General features: G+C 55.1%; 18 protein-coding genes and 1 pseudogene. 11 read left to right on the top strand and 8 right to left on the bottom strand.

The features are described 5' to 3' along the window. Window positions 1-2 precede the first annotated feature (2 nt). The 6 genes from ENTHG_RS03630 to ENTHG_RS03605 form a co-directional block, all read right to left on the bottom strand. A complete protein-coding gene (locus ENTHG_RS03630) occupies window positions 3-1280 on the bottom strand; it encodes an ATP-grasp domain-containing protein (RefSeq protein ID WP_044173531.1) in 1278 nt (425 codons plus the stop codon). 13 nt (window positions 1281-1293) lie between these two features. Further along, window positions 1294-2271 (bottom strand): hypothetical protein, encoded by a 978-nt coding sequence (locus tag ENTHG_RS03625; RefSeq protein ID WP_044173528.1) that lies wholly within the window; start codon window positions 2269-2271, stop codon window positions 1294-1296. Window positions 2272-2278: 7 nt separating this feature from the next. Then, on the bottom strand, window positions 2279-2971 hold the full coding sequence (locus tag ENTHG_RS03620) for a WbqC family protein (protein WP_044173525.1): 693 nt from the start codon (window positions 2969-2971) through the stop codon (window positions 2279-2281). Between the two features lie 23 nt (window positions 2972-2994). Next, entirely contained in the window at window positions 2995-4134 is a 1140-nt protein-coding gene (locus ENTHG_RS03615; RefSeq protein WP_044173523.1) for a DegT/DnrJ/EryC1/StrS family aminotransferase, read from the bottom strand. Between the two features lie 66 nt (window positions 4135-4200). Continuing rightward, the gene (locus ENTHG_RS03610) at window positions 4201-7554 is read right to left on the bottom strand and encodes a bifunctional class I SAM-dependent methyltransferase/glycosyltransferase (RefSeq protein ID WP_237567470.1); all 3354 of its coding nucleotides are present in this window, start codon (window positions 7552-7554) and stop codon (window positions 4201-4203) included. 286 nt (window positions 7555-7840) lie between these two features. Next, complete coding sequence (locus ENTHG_RS03605) at window positions 7841-8701, bottom strand: flagellin N-terminal helical domain-containing protein (protein WP_044173518.1); 861 nt, start codon at window positions 8699-8701, stop codon at window positions 7841-7843. Between the two features lie 333 nt (window positions 8702-9034). On the opposite strand from ENTHG_RS03605, the gene fliD reads away from it, so the two are divergent. The 4 genes from fliD to amyA all read left to right on the top strand — a co-directional run bounded on the left by fliD (window position 9035) and on the right by amyA (window position 12806). Next, complete coding sequence (gene fliD / locus ENTHG_RS03600) at window positions 9035-10471, top strand: flagellar filament capping protein FliD (RefSeq protein WP_044173515.1); 1437 nt, start codon at window positions 9035-9037, stop codon at window positions 10469-10471. A gap of 9 nt (window positions 10472-10480) precedes the next feature. Further along, a complete protein-coding gene (gene fliS, locus ENTHG_RS03595; protein WP_044173513.1) occupies window positions 10481-10891 on the top strand; it encodes a flagellar export chaperone FliS in 411 nt (136 codons plus the stop codon). After that, entirely contained in the window at window positions 10891-11253 is a 363-nt protein-coding gene (gene fliT, locus ENTHG_RS03590; protein ID WP_044173511.1) for a flagella biosynthesis regulatory protein FliT, read from the top strand. Before fliS ends, fliT begins: the two co-directional genes overlap by 1 nt. Before the next feature lie 65 nt (window positions 11254-11318). After that, window positions 11319-12806 carry an alpha-amylase gene (gene amyA, locus ENTHG_RS03585; protein WP_044173501.1) on the top strand — a complete coding sequence of 496 codons (1488 nt, stop codon included), beginning with the start codon at window positions 11319-11321 and terminating at the stop codon, window positions 12804-12806. A gap of 33 nt (window positions 12807-12839) precedes the next feature. Here the strand turns inward: amyA and yedD are convergent, their stop codons facing one another. Continuing rightward, entirely contained in the window at window positions 12840-13253 is a 414-nt protein-coding gene (yedD, locus tag ENTHG_RS03580) for a lipoprotein YedD (protein ID WP_044173498.1), read from the bottom strand. A gap of 138 nt (window positions 13254-13391) precedes the next feature. After that, a complete protein-coding gene (fliE, locus tag ENTHG_RS03575) occupies window positions 13392-13703 on the bottom strand; it encodes a flagellar hook-basal body complex protein FliE (protein WP_044173496.1) in 312 nt (103 codons plus the stop codon). Between the two features lie 228 nt (window positions 13704-13931). Here fliE and fliF point away from each other — a divergent pair, with 228 nt between their 5' ends. The 7 genes and pseudogenes from fliF to fliL all read left to right on the top strand — a co-directional run bounded on the left by fliF (window position 13932) and on the right by fliL (window position 20938). After that, window positions 13932-15620, top strand: a complete 1689-nt coding sequence (gene fliF / locus ENTHG_RS03570; protein ID WP_044173491.1) for a flagellar basal-body MS-ring/collar protein FliF — start codon at window positions 13932-13934, stop codon at window positions 15618-15620. Beyond that, complete coding sequence (gene fliG, locus ENTHG_RS03565; RefSeq protein WP_044173488.1) at window positions 15610-16614, top strand: flagellar motor switch protein FliG; 1005 nt, start codon at window positions 15610-15612, stop codon at window positions 16612-16614. The genes fliF and fliG overlap by 11 nt, the downstream gene beginning before the upstream one ends. Then, on the top strand, window positions 16607-17317 hold the full coding sequence (fliH, locus tag ENTHG_RS03560) for a flagellar assembly protein FliH (RefSeq protein ID WP_044173486.1): 711 nt from the start codon (window positions 16607-16609) through the stop codon (window positions 17315-17317). Before fliG ends, fliH begins: the two co-directional genes overlap by 8 nt. Continuing rightward, on the top strand, window positions 17317-18687 hold the full coding sequence (fliI, locus tag ENTHG_RS03555; protein WP_044173479.1) for a flagellar protein export ATPase FliI: 1371 nt from the start codon (window positions 17317-17319) through the stop codon (window positions 18685-18687). The genes fliH and fliI overlap by 1 nt, the downstream gene beginning before the upstream one ends. A gap of 20 nt (window positions 18688-18707) precedes the next feature. Beyond that, window positions 18708-19151: a flagellar export protein FliJ gene (gene fliJ, locus ENTHG_RS03550; protein WP_044173476.1), complete on the top strand. Its 444-nt coding sequence runs from the start codon at window positions 18708-18710 to the stop codon at window positions 19149-19151. Further along, window positions 19148-20357: pseudogene (gene fliK / locus ENTHG_RS03545) on the top strand (flagellar hook length control protein FliK). The gene fliJ and the pseudogene fliK overlap by 4 nt, the downstream one beginning before the upstream one ends. Before the next feature lie 104 nt (window positions 20358-20461). Beyond that, window positions 20462-20938 (top strand): flagellar basal body-associated protein FliL, encoded by a 477-nt coding sequence (gene fliL, locus ENTHG_RS03540; RefSeq protein WP_044173474.1) that lies wholly within the window; start codon window positions 20462-20464, stop codon window positions 20936-20938.

Below are 20938 nucleotides of genomic sequence, written 5' to 3'. Positions count from 1 at the left end.
GCTTACTTAATATAAAAGTCGACAGCGTCGACATCCAGAACCAGCACATCATCATACTGCGCAACATCGAGCCGCTCTGGAAAGAAATTATCAATAAAAATTGCCGGCCCCGTAACCGACAGGGATTTTTTCTCCCCCGCTTGCAGATGGATGATTTCATCAAATAACCGGCTTGAAATAGCAGCGTTTTCAAGCGAAGCCAGCGGCTCATATTCATGACGTGTCAACAGGAAAATACGTTTCCCCTCACTGCGGCTTTGATAAATAAACGCCATGACGACCGGGTTTGCCTGGCCGTTAATAATCAACGTGTCATCCAGATCGATATAAACGGACCGGTATGGCAACGTAGTATGGGCGCGGGTACGAATCGCCCGGTCAATATAATCCACATGCGGCGTTACCAGCGGCACAATATCTCTGTTCATGAAGTCATGCAGTGCCATAAGCGGTAAATTAACGCCGCGGGCCCGCTGCGCAACCATTGTCCCGGCAATGCGGCAGGATATTTCAAGCAGTTTCCATTCCTGCAAACTGTTCTGCTTTAGCTGGAAAAACCACGGGCCGCGCATTTTTAACCGCTTGTTGATCTGCTCAGCAATCGCCGTAATCTTCTCATCTGCCGTAACGCTTTCTGAGCGCATAGCAATACCCGCTCTGACACGTTCCCGTGTTCGCGGCCCAACCCAAATCAGTTTTCCATGGCGATCGGTAAAACAGTCGACGGTAATTTCTTTGCCGGGTAAGTATTCAACAATAAGCGGCATAGGGGTATTTTTGACCCGCTCTGCCAGCTCTGCCTGATTATGGGCTAACGCGACACCGTTTCCCCCCTGGCCGCAGTCAGGTTTTACAATCACTGGCCACTGTGCAGGCTGTTCGTCTTGCCCGTAACAGCGGGGAGCCCAGCTCTGGTCTTTGAAGAGTTCCCAGGTGAGACTTTTACGACGAGCAATGCGCGTCGTCTGCGCATCGCCATTGACCAGATAACAACCGAAACGCGCGACCAGCGGGGCCAGTTTTTCACACACCGTGTCATGGGTTGCAAAAATAACGTCTATTTGCTGGGTTGCCAGAAAATCGGTAAACCATGCGGCGAAATCGGCAGCGTCGATGTAAGGGGCATCGCCGACGTAATCATTAAAATGAAACCGGCCGTGATCTTCGCAGCTGGACAGGCCAATCAGCCGATTGACATGAACCGAATAGCGCAGCGCCTGAGCGATTTCACCGGCATTTTCAGCGCCACAAGGAAATACAAGTACATTAAGCTTTTTCATTTATTTACCTTGATTATTTATCGGCAATCACGTCCAGCACGCGTTGACACATCACCTTGAGATCGGCGATCTCATAGCGCTGATCGCAGGGCAAGGGGACCATATAGTTCACATAATCAGCTTCCACGCTTTTTTCTGAAACATGACTCAAGACTTCCTGCCAGTAACTGGCGACGAAGATCCCTTGTTCGATAAGACGCGGGCGTAACTTTTTACCCGTGAAATATAATGGGTAGCAAAATGGGCCGGCGATATCATCAGCACAGAAAGGTGATGCATTAATGGATGCCAGTTGTTGGCGTAAAAACATATAGTTCCGCTGCCGTACTGCTTTTATTTTTTGATAATTTACGGACAGCAGGAGCTTTTCAGTAAGCGCTGACATACCACTGGCTTCTATATCCTCTAATGCCGTTTCCGCATGCTGAAAATCCTCGTACCCAGCGCGAGTGCCATATTCATGCTGGAGCAAAAGATGGGTCATACGCGTAAAAGAGTCCCTGTCCTGAGAGGCAGGAAGCGGCATAGCGTCCTGAGTAACAAGCAGTCCACCATCCGCAACGCCAAAAAACTTTCGCGGGGAGTAGACGGTGGCAAAGACCGGCTCGGGAGCGTTATAAAAGGACTGCGAGTGATCGAAAATAATCCTCCCGGCCGGATATAAACGCATAAGCTTTTCTTTTTGCGGCTGGCAATGCCCCATATAGTCGACAAACAGCACGAAATCAGACTCGGCCAGCACCGCAGGCAACTGCGGGAAAAGGGCTTCATCAAGGGTGTACCAGGCAATCTCAACCCTGGCCGCTTTAACCGCCTCGATAACGCTTTGGCAAATTAACCGGGGGAGCCACAGGCGCTGCGGTTTTTTCTCCGTGAGCAGATGGTACAGGGCGCTGCGTGCCGAGCGATAGCCGCGGGCGGTCGGGTAATAATGCTGCTCTGACAGATTCAGCTCAAGGGGAAAGTAACCGCCAAAAGTTCCGGAATGCATGAGGCTCTCAATTAATGTAGGTAAAATGATTTAATGCCTGCTTCACCTGTTCCGGTTCACAAAACATTAAAACGTCAATAATTGATAACCACGGCACAAACTCCTGCTGCCCCTGGTAATACGTCATGTTTTCCGCCTGCAAAAAACGCAGCGTAATGCCCTGTTCAGCAAAGTTAGCGGTACTGTACAGATGCATTCCGCCGCTGGAGTTGACATAAACATCCGCGCCTGTGGCTTTGCAGATACCGATAACTTTGTTTTCCGCATTTTCATCACGGCAATAATCAAGTTGAGATGACCTGACAATTTTCTTTTCACTGTGCAGATAGGTAAAAATGCGGCTAATAGCATACTCACAACACGCGGTTATGCTGCGATCGTCGTGCTCCAGCACATCAGCGATCATCGGCATCACCTGCGCAAAGTAAGGCGCTTTGTTATAACTTTGCGTGAGCGTCTTAAGCAGCTTTTTAACATCGCGGCTGAAGGTAAGCTCGCCAATCCGCTTATGTACAGAAGCACCGGGAACAGGGAGAGTGAAACGTTGCGCAGCCCCGGCGGAAAGGATACTGTTGCGATTAATGTAGCCCTGTTTAATAAAGCAGGCATCGTCGTACAGTACAAAAATATCCGACTGATTTATCAGCTGGAAATAACCGATCCACGGAAAAAGATACGGCTGCATAATTGCAACGTTCATAACCTGTCTCCCCTGTGCATGGCTCAGGAAGCCTCATCCAGACTTACAGCAGAAAATTCCACAGGAGCCTTAATAATGGCGACAATTTTCTCCTGGGTAATAAAATCCAAATCAGGATAGATTGGCAAACAGAGTATCTCTTCGGCTACCTGGTTGGCCTGTGGCAGTGAGGTCAGCGATGAGCTCGGCAACCCCCGGTACATTGGGAAGTTGCTGATTAAAGGGTAGAAATAACGCCGGGTCATAATCCCGTGTTTTTTAAGCGTGTTATAGAGTTCATCGCGGCTTACCGGATAGGTGTTATCCACCCTAATCGGGAAATAAGCGCGGTTCCATTCAGTATCCTCCGGCACGGTAAGGACATGCACCCCAGGGATCTCCGCTAATAACGCCCGATAATGGTTGTCGAGCGCCGCTCTTTTTTCGAAAGCGCTATCAATGTACTGCAGCTGCAATAAGCCGAAAGCGGCCTGAACTTCATTCATCTTGCCGTTAATGCCTGCCGCAACCACGGTCGTCTCGCCAGCGAAGCCGAAGTTTTTCAGGTAATCGATGCGTTGTTTGGTCCGCTCGTTGTGGCATATGATCGCCCCGCCTTCGAACGTGTTGAAGACTTTCGTCGCGTGAAAACTTAATACCGAAAGATCGCCGTGGTTGAGGATACTGCTGCCCTGATGCTTAACACCGAACGCGTGTGCGGCATCATAAATTACCTTCAGGCCATAAATATCGGCGATCTTTTGAATTCGCTCGACATCGCAAGGGATCCCGTAGCAGTGAACCGGCATAATCGCGGTGGTATTGGGGGTAATTAACTCTTCAACGCGATCCGGATTGATGTTGTATGTCAGAGGATCAATATCTGCAAATACCGGTGTCAGACCATTCCACAGCAACGTATGCGAGGTGGCGACAAATGAATACGGTGTGGTAATCACCTCTCCTGTTACCCGCAATGCCTGTAGCGCGGTGAGCAGAGCCAGCGTCCCGTTGGCAAAAAGGCAAACGTGTTTTACGCCAAGGTAGCGCGCCAGTTCAGCCTCCAGCTGCTGGTGAAAACTGCCGCCGTTCGTCAGGTTTTTATTTTGCCAGATTTGCTCAAGGTAAGGGACGAACTCCTCCAGGGGCGGCAGCAATGGGCTGGTAACATAGATATTTTTCATGACGCACTCCTCTGTACACCATTATGAGTCTGGCCCTGCTAACGTATTGAACAGGGCTGACAAACGCTATTTTTCGACAGCAAATGGACGCGGAGCTTCACCGCGACAATAGATTTCCCAGGCCATTCGTAAGCCAGTTTCAAACGTTTCTGCAACGTTAAATCCGGCAGCGTGTTGGGTAGGAATTTTGCTGCGCATGCTGGCGCGAATTTGACTTAATTCCTCAGCGTGCTCAGCCCAGTACACAGCCTTAGCAAAATATTCAGACTCATCAAAAGCGACAAATTGCTCCAGCCCATAGGTATACATAATATCGAGGCCCTGACAGCCAGCGATTGTTTTACCCAGCAGTGATAAAGTCGGCACCCCCATCCACGCAGCATGGTTAGTTGTCGTGCCGCCGGTATAGGGGAATGCGTCGAGCATAATATCCACATGATGATGTTCGGCGAGGTAGTCGGCCATGGGCATTCTGGCACGCAGAATAAGCTGCGAGTCATTAACGCCGTGGCTTGCCATTTCCTCTTTCACCCATGCCATAATATCCGGGTCATCCATAAAACCAATCAGTAGTTTTGCCGAGGGTAAACGGACCAGAATAGAGGCCCAGAGCCTCAGCACCTGATTATTGAGTTTCTTGGGTCGGTTAAAACTGCCGAAGGTTATATAGCCATTTTTAAGCGCAGGCAGTGCGCTAACGTCCGGACTCTCTGCCCACGGCTCAAAGGTTTTCTCCATCGGCACATAAAGAATATTTTCGCTGAACTGCGCCTGAATATTGGGGACATGTTTTATCGTGTCCGGCAGGATACGATAATCTATCGTTTTCATACCGGTTGTGCCCGGATAGCCGATCCAGGTCATTTGTATGGGCGCAGGACGTAAGCCGAACATCGGCAACCGACAGTGGGTGGTATGCCCTGACAAATCGATAAGAATATCAATTTCATCGTCATAGATTTGCTGGGCCAGCTCAGGGTCGCTGATGCTGACAATATCGCGCCACAGGAAAGAAGATTTTTCCAGATAATCGGTGACATCGTCTCGGGTAGGACAAGCATGGTATCCCACGAGGTCAAAACGATCGCGGTTCATCGCATCCCAGAAAGGAATAAAGAAATTGCTAACCGGGTGGCGCACAAAGTCTCCGGAAATAAAGCCAACACGGAGTTTTCGGTTTGCTTCACGACTGCCCTTCCAGGTTTTCCTGACGCCGACTTTTTTCGCCCAGAGATCCACGTTATCGCCATAGATAAGATGTTCGTGATATAACTTTTCCGGTGAGGTCGCAGGGTCGTGCGTCAGTACAAAGAGATAATTACTGAAATAACCAAAATGGTTGTTAGAGAGATCGACCGCTTTTTTCAAATATCTTAACGCTTCGCCCATTTGCTGCTTTTCACTGAGCAGAGTGCCGAGGTTAGTCAGAAAATGACTATTATTGGGCTGCAGGCCAGCCGCTTTTTTTGCGCAGATCAGGCTGAAATCCGTGGTTCCGTAATCGCGATAGAGGCAGGCTAACAGATCCCATGATATTGCATGCGCAGGATCGTTACGGAGAATAGTGCGCACAACACGTCCGGCATAGAATGGGGTATCCGTCTTACTAAATAAATTAGCAACGTAATAATAAAAATCCCAGCTTGCGGCATGACTCGCCAGCAAACGACAAATACTTTGCTGTGCCTCTTTATAGGAGGCGGTGAGCAGATAGGTTTCAGTAATATTCACAAGAATCTGCACGTCATCCGGGCTGGCAGCCAACGCCTCTTCCAGTAAATGACGCACATCATTATTTTTACCATCACGCAATAACTGGTTTGCTTTTTGGGTAAGGGTGGCGATTTTCTCGCGCTGTGCTTTTGAAGGCGTTACCGGTTTCGTATCAACACCATCGTCTGTCAGCAAACCGCCAATTTCGGTGCTGCTTGAAAACAGTAAAAGTGACATGATGAGCTGTTTTAAGAGCGCGACATCACCGTATTTAAGGCACTGCTGAAACGCTTTTTTCCACGCACGCGAGCTACCGCAAAGCGCCCCTTTGTCGCGCAGCGTCAGCACCAGGCCTGCACTCGCGGCATCCGTGACAGTGACTCCGCCTTCAAGAAAAGCGATTTCCTCTGCGGTAAGCGCAATGGCCTCTCCCCAAAGGTTAAAACCGCGCTTTTTCTCATCACGGGCAACCGCAGCAAGCAGCCCGGGCACCGGCATAAGGGTGGCCGAGTTTTGTAGGTTATACGCGCAAGGGCCATAGCTGAACAGCAGCCCCTCCCGACGTCCGGCGAAAAGCGTTTCCAGCGCCGCCTGCACTTTTTCACGATGCGAATCGGGGTCTTCCGGCAGCAGGGTATTTTGAACGATTTGCTCAAAAGAGAGGCTGAACGGCCAGGCATCGCCAATCACATCCATTATGCTTAGGATCAGCGGGTCTTCCGAAGGGTAACACTGCCCTGCCCTGTTGACGTGGGCGTTGGCAATATCGCCACTCTCCGAAATAAAGCGTTTAAAGCAGCCTGCCCACTGCAACGCTTTAACCGCTCCAGCCGTGGGAAGCTCGCTTAGGGTCACCTCGCTGTCCGCGGGAATGAGCAGGCTAAAACGCTCGGCGCGATTAACGGCAAAATCAAGGTACTGTTGAGAAAGCAGTTTCCCCTTACCTGGAATAATCGCACCGTGCGCTTCGGCGACTTTTTCCCCATGCCACGCCGCCAGTTCACTTTGCGCATTCACATCGCCAACGTACTGAAAACCGAGTTCAGTGAGCTGCTGGTTGAAATCCACCAGGTAGACGGCATCGTTAAAGTTATGCACATAACGCAGCATAAATTCATTGTCCGCCGCCCCGGTCGCGGCATTGAGAACCGCGTTCTCTCTCCCTTTCTGGCCGGTAAGCTCCAGGTAAACCAGCATTGCCCGCGCCGAGCTCAGGGTTGCCTCTTCATCCGTCGCTTCTGCGCTATGGAGCGCGATCGCATCCTGCAGCGTTTTCGCGTCGCGGCTGCCGGGTAAACAGTTCCAGCGCAAGGCCACCACGCCCCTGGTCGCAAGGCAGCGTTTCGCAAACGAGAGCAGCGCCGCGCGTTCTGACTCAGGCAGCAGGCTGAAAATCCCGTTGATGATAATGTAATCGAACTCTCCGGGCTCGCTCTCAACGAGAACATCCAGCCCAAGGGCATACAGCGCCACGTTTTCCACGCCCAGCTGCTGGCGGCGCTGTTCGGCGTGCTCAATAGCCTGCGGTTCTAAATCGATCCCTATGCACTCGCTTTCAGGCCAGCTCAACGCATGAGTCAGCAATGTTTCGGCTTGTCCACATCCCAGTTCCAGAATGCGTGCACGGGCTGGCGCCGCGCCAGAAACGCCGTAAGTCGCCGACATAGCGCCGAGATGAGATACCATCCGGCGTGAAGAAATGTACATATCTTTCACAATAGAGATCCATTATCAGGAGATCAGGACACCTCTGGAACCGGGCAAATTGACTGACGCGCTGACCTGCACAGAAGGAGGACGCGTCACTTCACAAGCAAGGCGGAGAGGGATCCGCAACTGTGAGCATCGTAGCAGCGCAAAGGTCAATCGATGGCGGGAAAACCCTGTGGAATGGTGCTTTGTTTAGGTGATTGGCGAAGCAAAAATGGCAGGCTTTTTAAACAAAAAAACTATCGCCCGCGGGCGATAGTTCAGGTAATGGTCTGGCTTAAGATTAACGCAGCAGAGACAGAACGGTCTGCGGAACCTGGTTAGCCTGAGACAGTACAGAAGTACCAGCCTGCTGCAGAATCTGCGCGCGGCTCATGTTGGAAACTTCGGTCGCGTAGTCTGCATCCTGAATACGAGACTGCGCTGCGGACAGGTTAGTCACGGTGTTGTTCAGGTTAGAGATGGTGGATTCGAAACGGTTCTGAATCGCACCCAGGTCGGAACGCTGAGTATCAACAGCTTTCAGTGCAGCATCAACAGATGCCAGAACGCTGCTGGACAGAACGTCGAAACCAGCCTGCTGTACGCTACGAGTAGTCACAACGCTGTTGGTCGCGCCGTTAGAAGCAGTAGTCAGTTTGTTCCAGCCGGTGTTGCCGCTGATGGAGATACCGATGGTCTGGCCATCGTTAGCGCCAACCTGGATAGAGATAGTGGTTGCCGCAGTGCTGCCCAGGATGTTGATGCCGTTGAACTGAGTCTGGCTGGCAACACGGTTGATTTCCTGCAGACGCTGGTTAACTTCAGACTGGATGGAGTCGATGTCAGAACCAGAGTTGGTACCGTTCTGCGCCTGTACGGCCAGTTCACGGATACGCTGCAGGTTGTTGTTGATTTCGTTCAGAGAACCTTCAGCGGTCTGCGCGATGGAGATACCGTCGTTAGCGTTACGCGCAGCCTGAGTCAGGCCTTTGATGTTTGCGGTGAAACGGTTGGAGATTGCCTGACCAGCCGCATCATCTTTTGCGCTGTTGATACGCAGACCGGAGGACAGACGCTCGATAGCAGTGCCCAGGGCAGACTGAGATTTGTTCAGGTTGTTCTGAGTAGTCAGGGACAACAGGTTAGTATTGATAACTGCCATAATAGCTTTCCTTCAAAAATTGATTTAGGTTCGGTGCCTACCACTTACGGCGTCTCTCACCGTCAACAAGGGTATCGGCGCATCTTCAAAGGACTTTAGAAATAATCGTGAAAAAGTTTTAACTTACTGAAATTTAAGATATTAAAATAGTAAACCCCTCGCTACCTTCTATTTTCACCTTTATTTACCGGCAATAAAGCGGTGCGCAATCCGCCTATTTACCGCTAACTGCCTGCGCTTTTCTGTCGATTATTTTTTCGCTCAATGTGTAAACTTTTCTCAACTGGTGCCGATAGAGAGTCAAGTTCTATCCAAGACGCAAGGAATTCAGACATGGCTACTGTTGATACGAGTAATTTAGGGGTCGGCTCTGGCCTGCCATTGGCTTCGCTGTACGCTAACCTCGAAACGGCGGAAAATACCAAGCTGACGGCGATTTCGAACCAGAAAACCACCTATACCGCTCAGTTGAGCGCCTACGGTAAGTTACAAAGCGCGCTGACCAATCTGCAAACCGCGACCGCTGCCCTTGGTAAGACAGCGACATGGAACGCGACATCTGTTAGCAGCACCAATACCGCCTTTTCGGCGACAACATCCAGCGACGCGACCGTCGGCTCTTACACAGTGAATGTTGATCAGGTGGCGAAAGCCCAGGTGCTGATGTCCTCTAGCCTTAGCAGCAGCACAACGCAGCTTGGCGGAACGACGGCAGACGGCACCCGGAAACTGACCATTACCCAGCCCGGCACCAAAGATCCGTTGACCATTACCCTGTCGGATTCAGACACGACGTTAAACGGCATCGCCAGCGCGATTAATAAAGCGGGCGGTAACGTCGCGGCTACGGTTATCAAAGCAGATGATGGCGACTTCCGCCTGCTGTTAACCTCTAAATCCACCGGCACCAGCGGCGATATGACCGTAACGGTTACTGGCGACGACACGCTGCAGCAGAAAATCGGCCACGACAGCACCAGCAGCGCGTTAAGCATACAAACACCGTCACAGAATGCCCGCGTCTCAGTCAATGGCATTATGATTGAGCGCTCAAGCAACACGATTTCGGATGCCCTGACCGGCGTCACGTTGACGCTGAAATCAAAAAGCACCGCCGACGAAGCGTTAGATGTGACCCGCTCTACCGATTCGACGACGCAGGCCGTTAAAAACTGGGTTACCGCCTACAACTCGCTGCAATCCACCATTGCCAGCGTGACCAAATACGTGGCCGTCGACGCGGGCGCAGACAGTCAGTCAAACAGCAACGGCGCGCTGATTGGCGACAGCACCGTGCGCTCCGTGCAGGCGCAGCTTCGCGGGCAGCTGACAGAAGTTCAGTCGGGCGCCTACGCCATCATGGCCCAGTTTGGCATTACGCAAGATCCCGATGTGGGTGCTGATGGCTCCACGGGGAACCTGAAAATAGATGAGACCAAGCTGTCTGACGCGCTGACCAAAAACCCGGAGGCGGTGCAGGCCTATTTCATTGGTGACGGCAAAACCACCGGTCTTGCCACCTCAATGAATAATACGCTGACCAAGATGCTGAGCACCTCCACGGGTAGCGAAGGGGTTATCCAGAATGCGCAGGATGGCATCAACGCGACGATCAAAACGCTGGATAAACGTTATACCGCCATGCAGGCGACCATCGAAGCGACAATGGCGCGTTATAAGGCGCAGTTTACCGCGCTTGATAGTCTGGTGACCAAAATGAACAGTACCTCAACCTATTTAGCGCAACAGTTTAGTTCTTCGAGCAGTTAAGGATTTGATATGTATAGCCAAAGTGGTGCTCTTTCTTACCAAAAAGTTGGGCTGGAAAGCGCAGTGATGAGTGCAAGCCCACATCAGCTTATTGTCATGCTTTTTGACGGGGCACACAGTGCCCTTGTCCGTGCGCGCCTGTTCCTCGAACAAGGGGATCTTGTTGCAAAAGGCGAAGCGCTTTCCCGCGCGATTAGCATTATTGATAACGGACTTAAAGCAGGACTGGATATGGATGTTGAAGGGGATCTTTCCCAAAATCTGGCATCGCTTTATGACTATATGGTGCGCCGTTTGTTACTGGCAAATTTGCATAACGACGTAGAAGGCATCATCGAAGTCGAGGGATTGCTGAATAATATCGCCGACGCGTGGAAACAAATCGGCTCATCGGCTTCTACTCATCAGGACATGCGTTGATGACTAATTTCATCCCATCTCTTACCGACTGGCATGCGCTGCATGCTCTCAGCACTACCATGCTAAATCTCGCCCATTCAGGTAAATGGGATGAACTGATCGAACAGGAGGTGAATTATGTGCAGCTTGTCGAAAGCATCGCCCATAATCCCATCTCCCCTGGTAATAAACAGCAGACTCAGCAGGCGAAAGAACTGTTGAGCCTGGTGCTCTCCAACGAAGCCGAATTAAAGGTGCTGCTACAGCAGCGGATGGAAGAGCTGCGCGGCCTGATTGATCAAACGGGCAAGCAGCACTCGGTCACCGCCGCTTACGGCAATCTCTCCGGCAAGGTATTAATGCCAAATAATTTAAACCGGTAACCTCCATTTTTATGTTTCTCATCCATACTCCAGAAGTCAACGAAACGGCTTCTGGAGCAAGGACGATGAAAAACCCCACCTTATTGCAAGCATTTCACTGGTATTACCCTGACGGCGGAAAACTGTGGCCGGAACTCAGCGAGCGCGCCGCCAGCTTCAACGAGATGGGCATCAATATGGTCTGGCTGCCGCCAGCCAGTAAAGGCGCGTCGGGCGGATACTCGGTCGGCTACGACAGCTACGATCTGTTTGATCTTGGCGAGTTCGATCAAAAAGGATCGGTCGCGACAAAATATGGCGATAAAAGTCAGCTCCTGAGCGCCATCGACGCGCTGCAGAAGGCGGAGATCGCCGTCCTGCTTGACGTGGTGGTTAACCACAAAATGGGTGCCGACGAGAAAGAGGCGATACGCGTCAATCGGGTCGTGGAACATGACCGCACGCAGATTGATGAGGCGGTTATCGACTGCGAGGCCTGGACGCGCTACACCTTCCCTGCCCGTAACGGCCAGTACTCTAAGTTCATCTGGGATTTCAAATGCTTTAGCGGTATCGACCATATTGAAAACCCGGAAGAGGACGGCGTTTTCAAGATCGTTAATGATTACACCGGCGACGGCTGGAACGATCAGGTTGATGACGAGATGGGGAATTTCGATTACCTGATGGGCGCGAATATCGATTTTCGTAACCGGGCGGTGACCGAGGAGATCAAATATTGGGCGCGGTGGGTGATGGAACAAACCCACTGCGACGGCTTCCGGCTTGATGCGGTGAAACATATTCCCGCGTGGTTCTATAAAGCCTGGATTGACCATGTGCAGGAAGTCGCCCCGAAGCCGCTGTTCATCGTTGCGGAATACTGGTCTCACGATGTTGAAAAACTGCAGCAGTATCTGGCGCAGGTAGATGGCAAATCGATGCTGTTCGACGCCCCGCTGCATATGAAATTTCACGAGGCGTCCCAGCAGGGGCGCGACTACGATATGCGGGAAATCTTTACCGGCACGCTGGTAGAAGCCGACCCGTTCCATGCGGTAACGCTGGTGGCCAACCATGATACCCAGCCGCTGCAGGCGCTGGAAGCGCCGGTAGAGCCGTGGTTCAAGCCGCTGGCCTATGCGCTGATTCTGCTGCGGGAGAATGGCGTACCGTCGGTCTTTTACCCGGACCTGTTCGGCGCGAGCTATGAGGATACCGGCGGCGATGGTGAAACGTACCGTATTGATATGCCGGTTATCGATAAGCTGGACCTGCTGTTAATCGCCCGTCAACGCTTCGCCCACGGCGTGCAGACGCTGTGGTTCGATCATCCCAACTGCATTGCCTTTAGCCGCAGCGGCACGGAAGAAAACCCCGGATGCGTGGTGGTGATGTCCAACGGCGATGAGGGTGAAAAGCGGCTGACGCTCGGCGAGAATTACGCCAACAAACGCTGGCGCGATTTTCTGGGCAACCGCGACGAACAGGTGGTGACCGATGAAAACGGCGACGGCACATTCTCTTGCCACGGCGGCAGCGTCAGCGTTTGGGTAATCGAAGAGGCGCTCTGACAGCGCGCCGAGGGGCAGCCCTCAGCGCCTGGGTTAAAGTTTAGTACCGACCTGCTTCTTTTTCGCCAGCGCGTCGGCGCATTCCGCGGTCGGTTTATCCACCCGGCGAAGGGTCATGCCGTCATATTCCAGCGTCTGCCCTTCGCGCTCCAGTTGATAGCTGTCGCGCTGTTCGGTCACATTATAGTAATCATCGCCGCGCAGCGTCAGTTTGCCGGGTACGGCAATAACCCGCTGCCACTGGCGGCAGTCCAGCGTATCTCCTTCCGGCGTCACGATCAGGCTGGCAATAGCCTCCGGGCTGACCAGTTCGCTCTGCGGCCCCACCGACTGCCAGTTGCCCGCCAGAGAGGCCGGCGCCGGATGGCGGACCACTGACGCGTAATTATCAATCTGCGCGCAGCCGCTTAACAGCAGCGCCGCGCCGAAAATCAGTTGTTTTTTCATCATCTTTCCTGCTTAACATGACTCACTGAGTGTGGCACTAATCCCGCGCTGTCTCCAGAAAATCATGTTGTTGCAGAAATAAAAAAGCGCGGCGCGGCATAAAGTCCGCAACCGCGCCAGCGCGTAGTGATCAAATCCCTACACCTGCATATTCATCACGTCCTGATAGGCCGCCACCAGCTTGTTGCGCACCTGAATCCCCATCTGCAACGAGATGGAGGATTTCTGCAGGTCGGTCATCACATCATTTAATGCAACGCCCGGCTCGCCGAGGGTGAATTTTTCCGCCTGCGTGCGTGCCGCGTTTTGCGTATCGCTGATACGATCCAGCGCCGCGTGTAGCTGACCGGCGAAACTTACGCTCTGAGTAGTGTCAACGCTTTGATTTTTCGCCAGTCCTGCCGTTGCCTGCAGCTGGCTGACAACGCTTTCGATGCCCTGAATTGCCATGGATCTGTTCCCGGATGGTTTGATACCCGGAGAAGGTTACCAGTTCGTCAATAAGATAATGGCGGTAAATAACGATAAAAAACCAGGTTATTTGAGGCATAGAAAATTCCGAATCGTCAAATAATGGCAGGGCCATGTTAATGGACAAATGTCGAGTTTGCCGATCCGGGAGTCTGTTTTGCTTCACTACTCATATAACAACATTCACACTGAGTTACGAGGTGCGCAATGAGTGCGACTGCAACTGCTGCACCACAAAACAAATCTCAGGAGTGGATTAACCGCTTACGCGCGAACCCACGGATTCCGTTAATCGTTGCTGCCGCTGCGGCAGTTGCGGTCATCGTTGCCATGGTGCTGTGGGCGAAAAGCCCGGACTACCGCACCCTTTATAGCAACCTTTCCGATCAGGACGGCGGTGCGATTGTCACGCAGCTGACCCAGATGAATATCCCCTACCGCGTCACTGATACCGGCGGCGCGATTGAAGTGCCCGCAGAGAAAGTGCAGGAATTGCGCCTGCGCCTGGCGCAGCTTGGGCTGCCAAAAGGCGGCGCCGTCGGCTTTGAATTACTCGATCAGGAAAAGTTCGGCATCAGCCAGTTCAGCGAGCAGGTTAACTACCAGCGCGCGCTGGAAGGCGAACTGGCGCGCACCATTGAGACGCTCGGTCCGGTAAAAAGCGCCCGCGTGCATCTCGCCATGCCAAAACCGTCCCTGTTCGTGCGTGAACAAAAATCCCCGACCGCGTCGGTAACCGTAAACCTGCAGGCCGGACGGGCAATGGATGACGGCCAGATTGCCGCGGTCGTGCACCTGGTTTCCAGCGCGGTGGCGGGTCTGCCGCCGGGCAACGTCACCATTGTCGATCAGACCGGTCGCCTGCTTACCCAGTCCGGCACCGCCGGGCGCGATCTCAATGATGCGCAGCTGAAATACGCCGCCGACGTCGAAGGCCGCGTGCAGCGCCGTATCGAAGCCATTCTGGCGCCTATCGTCGGCAACGGCAACGTCCATGCCCAGGTCACCGCGCAGATCGATTTTGCCAGCAAAGAACAGACGGATGAGCAGTATCAGCCCAACGGCGACGCCTCCAGGGCGGTGCTGCGTTCGCGCCAGACGAATGAAAGCGAGCAGATTGGCGGCGCTTATCCCGGCGGCGTGCCCGGCGCGCTCTCTAATCAGCCTGCTCCGGCCAACGCGGCGCCGATTACCAACCCGCCTGCCAACCAGCAGAATCAGAATCAAAACCAGAACGCACAGCAGACTACGTCCACGGCGACTACGTCCGGGCCGCGGAATACCACGCGTAACGAAACGGCCAACTACGAAGTAGACCGTACCATCCGCCATACCAAAATGAACGTTGGCGACGTGGAGCGCCTCTCCGTTGCGGTGGTGGTCAATTACCGCACCCTGGCGGATGGCAAAACCGAAGCGCTGTCCGCAGAGCAGATCAAGCAGATTGAGGATCTGACCCGCGAAGCGATGGGCTATTCCGACAAGCGCGGCGACACCCTGAACGTGGTCAACTCCCCGTTCAACATGACCGACGATGTGGGCGGCCAGCTCCCGTTCTGGCAGCAGCAGGCCTTTATCGACCAGCTCATCTCTGCCGGCCGCTGGCTGCTGGTGCTGATTGTCGCCTGGCTCCTGTGGCGTAAAGCGGTGCGTCCGCAGCTGGTACGCCGCCAGGAAGAGGCGAAAGCCGTCAAAGAGGCGCAGGCCGCGCGCGCCGAAATTGAAGAGTCAGTGGAAGTTCGCCTGAGTAAAGACGAGCAGATCCAGCAGCGTCGTAGCAACCAGCGCCTTGGCGCGGAAGTGATGAGCCAGCGTATTCGTGAAATGTCAGACAACGATCCGCGCGTAGTGGCGCTGGTCATTCGCCAGTGGATGAGCAACGAACATGAGCAATAATTCAACCCTTACCGGCACCGATAAAAGCGTCATCCTGCTGATGACCATTGGCGAAGACCGCGCGGCAGAGGTATTTAAACACCTTTCCGCCCGTGAAGTTCAGCACCTGAGTACGGCGATGGCCAGCGTGCGGCAGATCTCCAATAAACAGCTGATGGAAGTGCTGCAGGAGTTCGAATCCGAGGCGGAACAGTTCGCGGCGCTCAATATCAACGCCAACGACTACCTGCGCACGGTGCTGGTCAAAGCGCTGGGCGAAGAGCGCGCCGCCAGCCTGCTGGAAGATATTCTGGAAACCCGCGATACCACCAGCGGCATCGAAACGCTCAACTTTATGGAGCCGCAAAGCGCCGCCGACCTTATCCGCGACGAGCACCCGCAGATCATCGCCACCATTCTTGTGCACCTCAAGCGCTCGCAGGCGGCCGATATTCTCGCCCTGTTCGACGAGCGTATGCGTCACGATGTGATGCTGCGTATCGCCACCTTCGGCGGCGTTCAGCCTGCCGCGCTGGCGGAACTGACCGAAGTGCTCAACAACCTGCTCGACGGCCAGAACCTCAAACGCAGCAAAATGGGCGGCGTAAGAACCGCGGCGGAAATTATCAACCTGATGAAAACGCAGCAGGAAGAGGCGGTCATTACCGCAGTGCGCGAATTCGACGGCGAGCTGGCGCAGAAAATTATCGACGAGATGTTCCTGTTCGAAAACCTGGTCGAAGTGGACGACCGCAGCATCCAGCGCCTGCTGCAGGAAGTGGACTCCGAATCCCTGCTTATCGCCCTCAAAGGGGCCGAAGCGCCGCTGCGCGACAAGTTCCTGCGCAACATGTCCCAGCGTGCGGCGGATATCCTGCGCGACGACCTTGCCAACCGTGGCCCGGTACGTCTGTCTCAGGTGGAGAACGAACAGAAAGCCATCCTGCTTATTGTTCGTCGTCTGGCGGAAACCGGCGAGATGGTAATTGGCAGCGGCGAGGATACCTATGTCTAACGAGCTGCCGTGGAAGGTCTGGAAACCCGATGACCTGGCCGTGCCGGTACCGGAGTTCGCCCCTGCTTTTAGCGCAAGCGCAGGCGAAGAGGACGACGAACAGCCGGAAGAGACCGTTTCCGCCGAGCAGCTGCGCCAGCAGCAGCTCGCGCAGCTACAAATGCAGGCTCACGAGGCTGGCTATAACGCGGGCCTTGCCGAAGGTCGACAGAAAGGCCAGGAGCAGGGTTACCAGGAAGGGCTGGCGCAGGGGCTGGAAAACGGCCTCAACCAGGCCCGTCAGCAGCAGGCGCCGCTGCATGCCCGCATGCAGCAGCTGGTCAGCGAATTTCAATATACCCTTGACGCCCTCGACAGCGTGATCGCCTCCCGCCTGATGCAGATGGCGCTGGAAGCCGCGCGCCAGGTGATCGGCCAGACGCCGTGCGTCGACAACACCGCCCTGATTAAACAGATTCAATTGCTGTTGCAGCAGGAGCCGCTGTTCAGCGGGAAACCGCAGTTGCGCGTTCACCCGGACGACCTGCAGCGGGTGGAAGAGATGCTGGGCGCGACCCTGAGCCTGCACGGCTGGCGGCTGCGCGGCGACCCGACCCTGCATCCGGGAGGCTGTAAAGTCTCCGCCGACGAAGGCGATCTCGACGCCAGCGTGGCGACGCGCTGGCAGGAACTGTGCCGCCTGGCGGCTCCGGGAGTCGTCTGATGACCGCCCGTCTCACCCGCTGGCTTACCTCGCTGGATAATTTTGAAACCCGTATGGCGCAGCTGCCGTCGGTGCGCCGCTATGGCCGCCTGACCCGCGCCACCGGCCTGGTGCTGGAAGCGACGGGCCTGCAACTGCCGCTGGGGGCCACCTGCGTGATTGAGCGTCAGGACGGTCACGAAACCCGCGAAGTAGAGAGCGAAGTGGTGGGCTTTAACGGCCAGCGCCTGTTCCTGATGCCTCTCGAAGAGGTGGAAGGCATTCTCCCCGGCGCGCGGGTGTACGCCAAAAATCTGACGGGAGACGGTTTGCAAAGCGGCAAACAGCTTCCCCTCGGCCCTGCCCTGCTGGGCCGCGTTCTGGACGGGGGCGGCAAACCGCTCGACGGCCTGCCCGCCCCGGATACCGGGGAAACCGGCGCGCTGATAACCCAGCCCTTCAACCCGCTGCAGCGCACGCCGATTGAGCATGTGCTGGACACCGGCGTGCGCGCCATTAACGCTCTGCTTACCGTCGGGCGCGGCCAGCGTATGGGGCTGTTCGCCGGCTCCGGCGTGGGTAAAAGCGTCCTGCTGGGCATGATGGCCCGATACACCCAGGCGGATGTTATCGTCGTCGGGCTTATCGGCGAGCGTGGCCGCGAAGTTAAAGATTTTATCGAGAATATTCTCGGCGCCGACGGACGCGCGCGCTCGGTGGTGATCGCCGCCCCGGCGGACGTCTCGCCGCTGTTGCGTATGCAGGGAGCGGCTTACGCCACGCGCATCGCCGAAGATTTCCGCGATCGCGGCCAGCATGTGCTGCTGATCATGGACTCCCTGACCCGCTACGCCATGGCGCAGCGTGAAATCGCGCTGGCTATCGGCGAGCCGCCCGCCACCAAAGGCTACCCGCCTTCTGTGTTCGCCAAGCTGCCTGCGCTGGTCGAGCGCGCCGGTAATGGCATCAGCGGCGGCGGATCTATCACCGCCTTTTATACGGTGCTTACCGAAGGGGACGACCAGCAGGATCCGATAGCCGACTCGGCGCGAGCGATCCTCGACGGCCATATCGTGCTGTCGCGGCGGCTGGCGGAGGCCGGGCACTATCCGGCTATTGATATTGAAGCCTCTATCAGCCGCGCCATGACGGCGCTGATCACAGAACACCATTACGCCAGAGTCAGAAACTTCAAGCAATTGCTGTCGAGCTTCCAGCGCAACCGCGACCTGGTAAGCGTTGGGGCCTATGCCCGTGGGAGCGACCCGATGCTGGATAAAGCCATCGCGTTGTGGCCGCAGCTTGAAGCCTTTTTACAGCAGGGCATTTTTGAACGCGCCGGATGGGAAGATTCCATGCAGGCGCTCGAACTTATCTTCCCTAACGTCTGAGAAGTGGGAGGGCAACTGCCATGACGCAAAACAGCGCATTAACCACGCTAAAGGATTTGGCAGCGAAAGAGGTAGACGACGCCGCTCTGAAATTAGGCGAGATGCGTCGCGGCTGCCAGCAGGCCGAAGAGCAGTTAAAAATGCTGATGGACTACCAGCATGAATATCGCAATAACCTGAACAGCGATATGAGCCAGGGTATCGGCGCACAACGCTGGCAGAACTACCAGCAGTTTATTCAGACGCTGGAAAAGGCAATCGAACAGCACCGCCAGCAGCTAATGCAGTGGAACCAGAAAGTGGACACCGCGCTTAACTGCTGGCGTGAGAAAAAGCAGCGTCTGCAGGCATGGCAGACCTTGCAGGAGAGACAAAACGCCGCGGCGTTACTGGCGGAAAACCGTCTCGATCAAAAGAAAATGGATGAGTTCGCCCAGCGCGCGTCCCTGAGGAAAACAGAATGATCACCTTGCAAAAATTGCTTACGACGGATGTGGATGCCAGCGCCCCGGCGCAAACGGGCAAAAACCGCCGATTCGGCGCAGGATTTTCTTGCCCTGCTGGCGGGCGCGCTGGGTGAGAATGCCGTCACGGCGAACGGCGAAGCGCCGCTCTCGCTGGCGGATCTGCAGGACGCCAGCGGCAAAGCGCTGAAAAACCTGCGCGCCCTCGCCCCAGACGACGCACAGACGCCAGCGCAAAAGCTGGCTGACCTGCTGGCGCGCCAGTCGGGGGAAAGCGATACTGCCCCAGGCCTGAACAGTACGCCTCTGCAAACCCTGTTATCGGGCCTGACGCCCCTCACCCCGGAAATAAAAAACGGGATGCTGGCGGCGCTGGATAAGCAGGATACCTACGACGAAACCAGCACCGAGAGCGAAGCGCTGGCAGGGCTGAGCGCATTAATGGCCATGCTGCCTCATCAGCAGGCGGCGCAGCTTGCGCCGGGCAACGCCGCGCCCGCCGCCTCTTCTGTTGCCGGTGTGGCAGGGGCTGCCACCCGTGCGCAGACCCCGCACGATATCGCCAGCCTGACGCCCGCGGCCGCGCAAAAAACAGACGCCATGACGCCCGCGTTGAATGACGCCCAGAGCGCGCCGTTCATCAGTCAGCTTGCCGCGCGTCAGGACAGCGACAATGCGGCGCAAACGGTAAACACTACCCTGAGCGCCGCGCCGGTTATCAGCAACGCTTCGGCTGCTCAGGCCAGCGCGCCGGTTGCCGCCGCCGCGATCAGCGCGCCTCTCGGCAGCCAGGAGTGGCAGCAGTCGTTAAGCCAGCACGTCACGCTCTTTACCCGTCAGGGACAGCAGAGCGCGGAGTTGCATCTCCACCCGGAAGATCTGGGCCAGGTGCAAATCTCCCTCAAGATTGACGACAACATGGCGCAGCTGCAGATGGTTTCGCCGCACAGCCACGTTCGTCAGGCGCTGGAAGCGGCGCTGCCGGTACTGCGCAACTCTCTTGCCGAAAGCGGCATTCAGCTTGGCCAGAGCAACATCAGTAGCGAAAGCTTCGCCGGGCAGCAAAACGCCTCCTCCCAGCAGCAGCACGCCTCCCGCTCGGGCGGCAACGGCCAAAACAGCCATGATGACGACGAGCCGCTGCTGGCCCCTGCAAGCCTGCAATCCCTGAGCCGGGGCGATGGCGCGGTCGACATCTTTGCCTAAACGCCAGAGGTAGCATGATTATTCCCGTCTTTTCCGCCCTTTGACGGGCGCAGGACACGGGATAATCAGCCTATAAGTCGTACCTAACAGGAAGACCGTATCAGATGACTGACACCGCCATTACAAAAAAACGCAAGCGCTCTATCTGGATCCCGCTACTGGTGTTAATCACCCTCGCCGCCTGCGCTACCGCGGGTTACAGCTACTGGCGCATGCAGCAGCACCCGGCTGGCGATGCGAAAGCCGAAGCCGAAGCGCCGCCTCCGCCGCCCGCGCCGGTCTTCTTTGCGCTCGATACCTTTACCGTCAACCTGGGCGATGCCGATCGCGTGCTTTATATCGGCATTACGCTGCGCCTGAAAGATGACGCCACGCGTGCCAGACTGAGTGAATACCTGCCGGAAGTGCGCAGCCGTTTACTGCTGCTGTTCTCACGCCAGGATGCCTCTGCGCTCGCAACTGACGAAGGTAAGCAGAAGCTTGCTGCGGCGATCAAAGAGGTTATCGCGACACCGTTAGTGGTCGGCCAGCCGAAGCAGGAAGTCACTGACGTTCTTTATACAGCTTTCATTCTGCGGTAA

The organism is Phytobacter massiliensis JC163 (assembly GCF_000321045.1).
GTDB classification, from domain to species: Bacteria; Pseudomonadota; Gammaproteobacteria; order Enterobacterales; family Enterobacteriaceae; genus Phytobacter_A; species Phytobacter_A massiliensis.
The sequence above is the reverse complement of the archived record's forward strand: the minus strand, read 5'-3'. Positions and strand labels throughout refer to the sequence as shown.

Bases quoted from the DNA above. Each gene is read 5' to 3' on its own strand.
- fliI (WP_044173479.1), top strand. From the start codon at position 17,317: ATGACCGCCCGTCTCACCCGCTGGCTTACCTCGCTGGATAATTTTGAA.
- ENTHG_RS03630 (WP_044173531.1), bottom strand. From the start codon at position 1,280: ATGAAAAAGCTTAATGTACTTGTATTTCCTTGTGGCGCTGAAAATGCC.
- yedD (WP_044173498.1), bottom strand. From the start codon at position 13,253: ATGAAAAAACAACTGATTTTCGGCGCGGCGCTGCTGTTAAGCGGCTGC.
- ENTHG_RS03605 (WP_044173518.1), bottom strand. From the start codon at position 8,701: ATGGCAGTTATCAATACTAACCTGTTGTCCCTGACTACTCAGAACAAC.
- ENTHG_RS03615 (WP_044173523.1), bottom strand. From the start codon at position 4,134: ATGAAAAATATCTATGTTACCAGCCCATTGCTGCCGCCCCTGGAGGAG.
- ENTHG_RS03610 (WP_237567470.1), bottom strand. From the start codon at position 7,554: ATGTACATTTCTTCACGCCGGATGGTATCTCATCTCGGCGCTATGTCG.
- fliF (WP_044173491.1), top strand. From the start codon at position 13,932: ATGAGTGCGACTGCAACTGCTGCACCACAAAACAAATCTCAGGAGTGG.
- ENTHG_RS03620 (WP_044173525.1), bottom strand. From the start codon at position 2,971: ATGAACGTTGCAATTATGCAGCCGTATCTTTTTCCGTGGATCGGTTAT.
- ENTHG_RS03625 (WP_044173528.1), bottom strand. From the start codon at position 2,271: ATGCATTCCGGAACTTTTGGCGGTTACTTTCCCCTTGAGCTGAATCTG.
- fliG (WP_044173488.1), top strand. From the start codon at position 15,610: ATGAGCAATAATTCAACCCTTACCGGCACCGATAAAAGCGTCATCCTG.
- fliD (WP_044173515.1), top strand. From the start codon at position 9,035: ATGGCTACTGTTGATACGAGTAATTTAGGGGTCGGCTCTGGCCTGCCA.
- fliJ (WP_044173476.1), top strand. From the start codon at position 18,708: ATGACGCAAAACAGCGCATTAACCACGCTAAAGGATTTGGCAGCGAAA.
- fliS (WP_044173513.1), top strand. From the start codon at position 10,481: ATGTATAGCCAAAGTGGTGCTCTTTCTTACCAAAAAGTTGGGCTGGAA.
- amyA (WP_044173501.1), top strand. From the start codon at position 11,319: ATGAAAAACCCCACCTTATTGCAAGCATTTCACTGGTATTACCCTGAC.
- fliL (WP_044173474.1), top strand. From the start codon at position 20,462: ATGACTGACACCGCCATTACAAAAAAACGCAAGCGCTCTATCTGGATC.
- fliT (WP_044173511.1), top strand. From the start codon at position 10,891: ATGACTAATTTCATCCCATCTCTTACCGACTGGCATGCGCTGCATGCT.
- fliE (WP_044173496.1), bottom strand. From the start codon at position 13,703: ATGGCAATTCAGGGCATCGAAAGCGTTGTCAGCCAGCTGCAGGCAACG.
- fliH (WP_044173486.1), top strand. From the start codon at position 16,607: ATGTCTAACGAGCTGCCGTGGAAGGTCTGGAAACCCGATGACCTGGCC.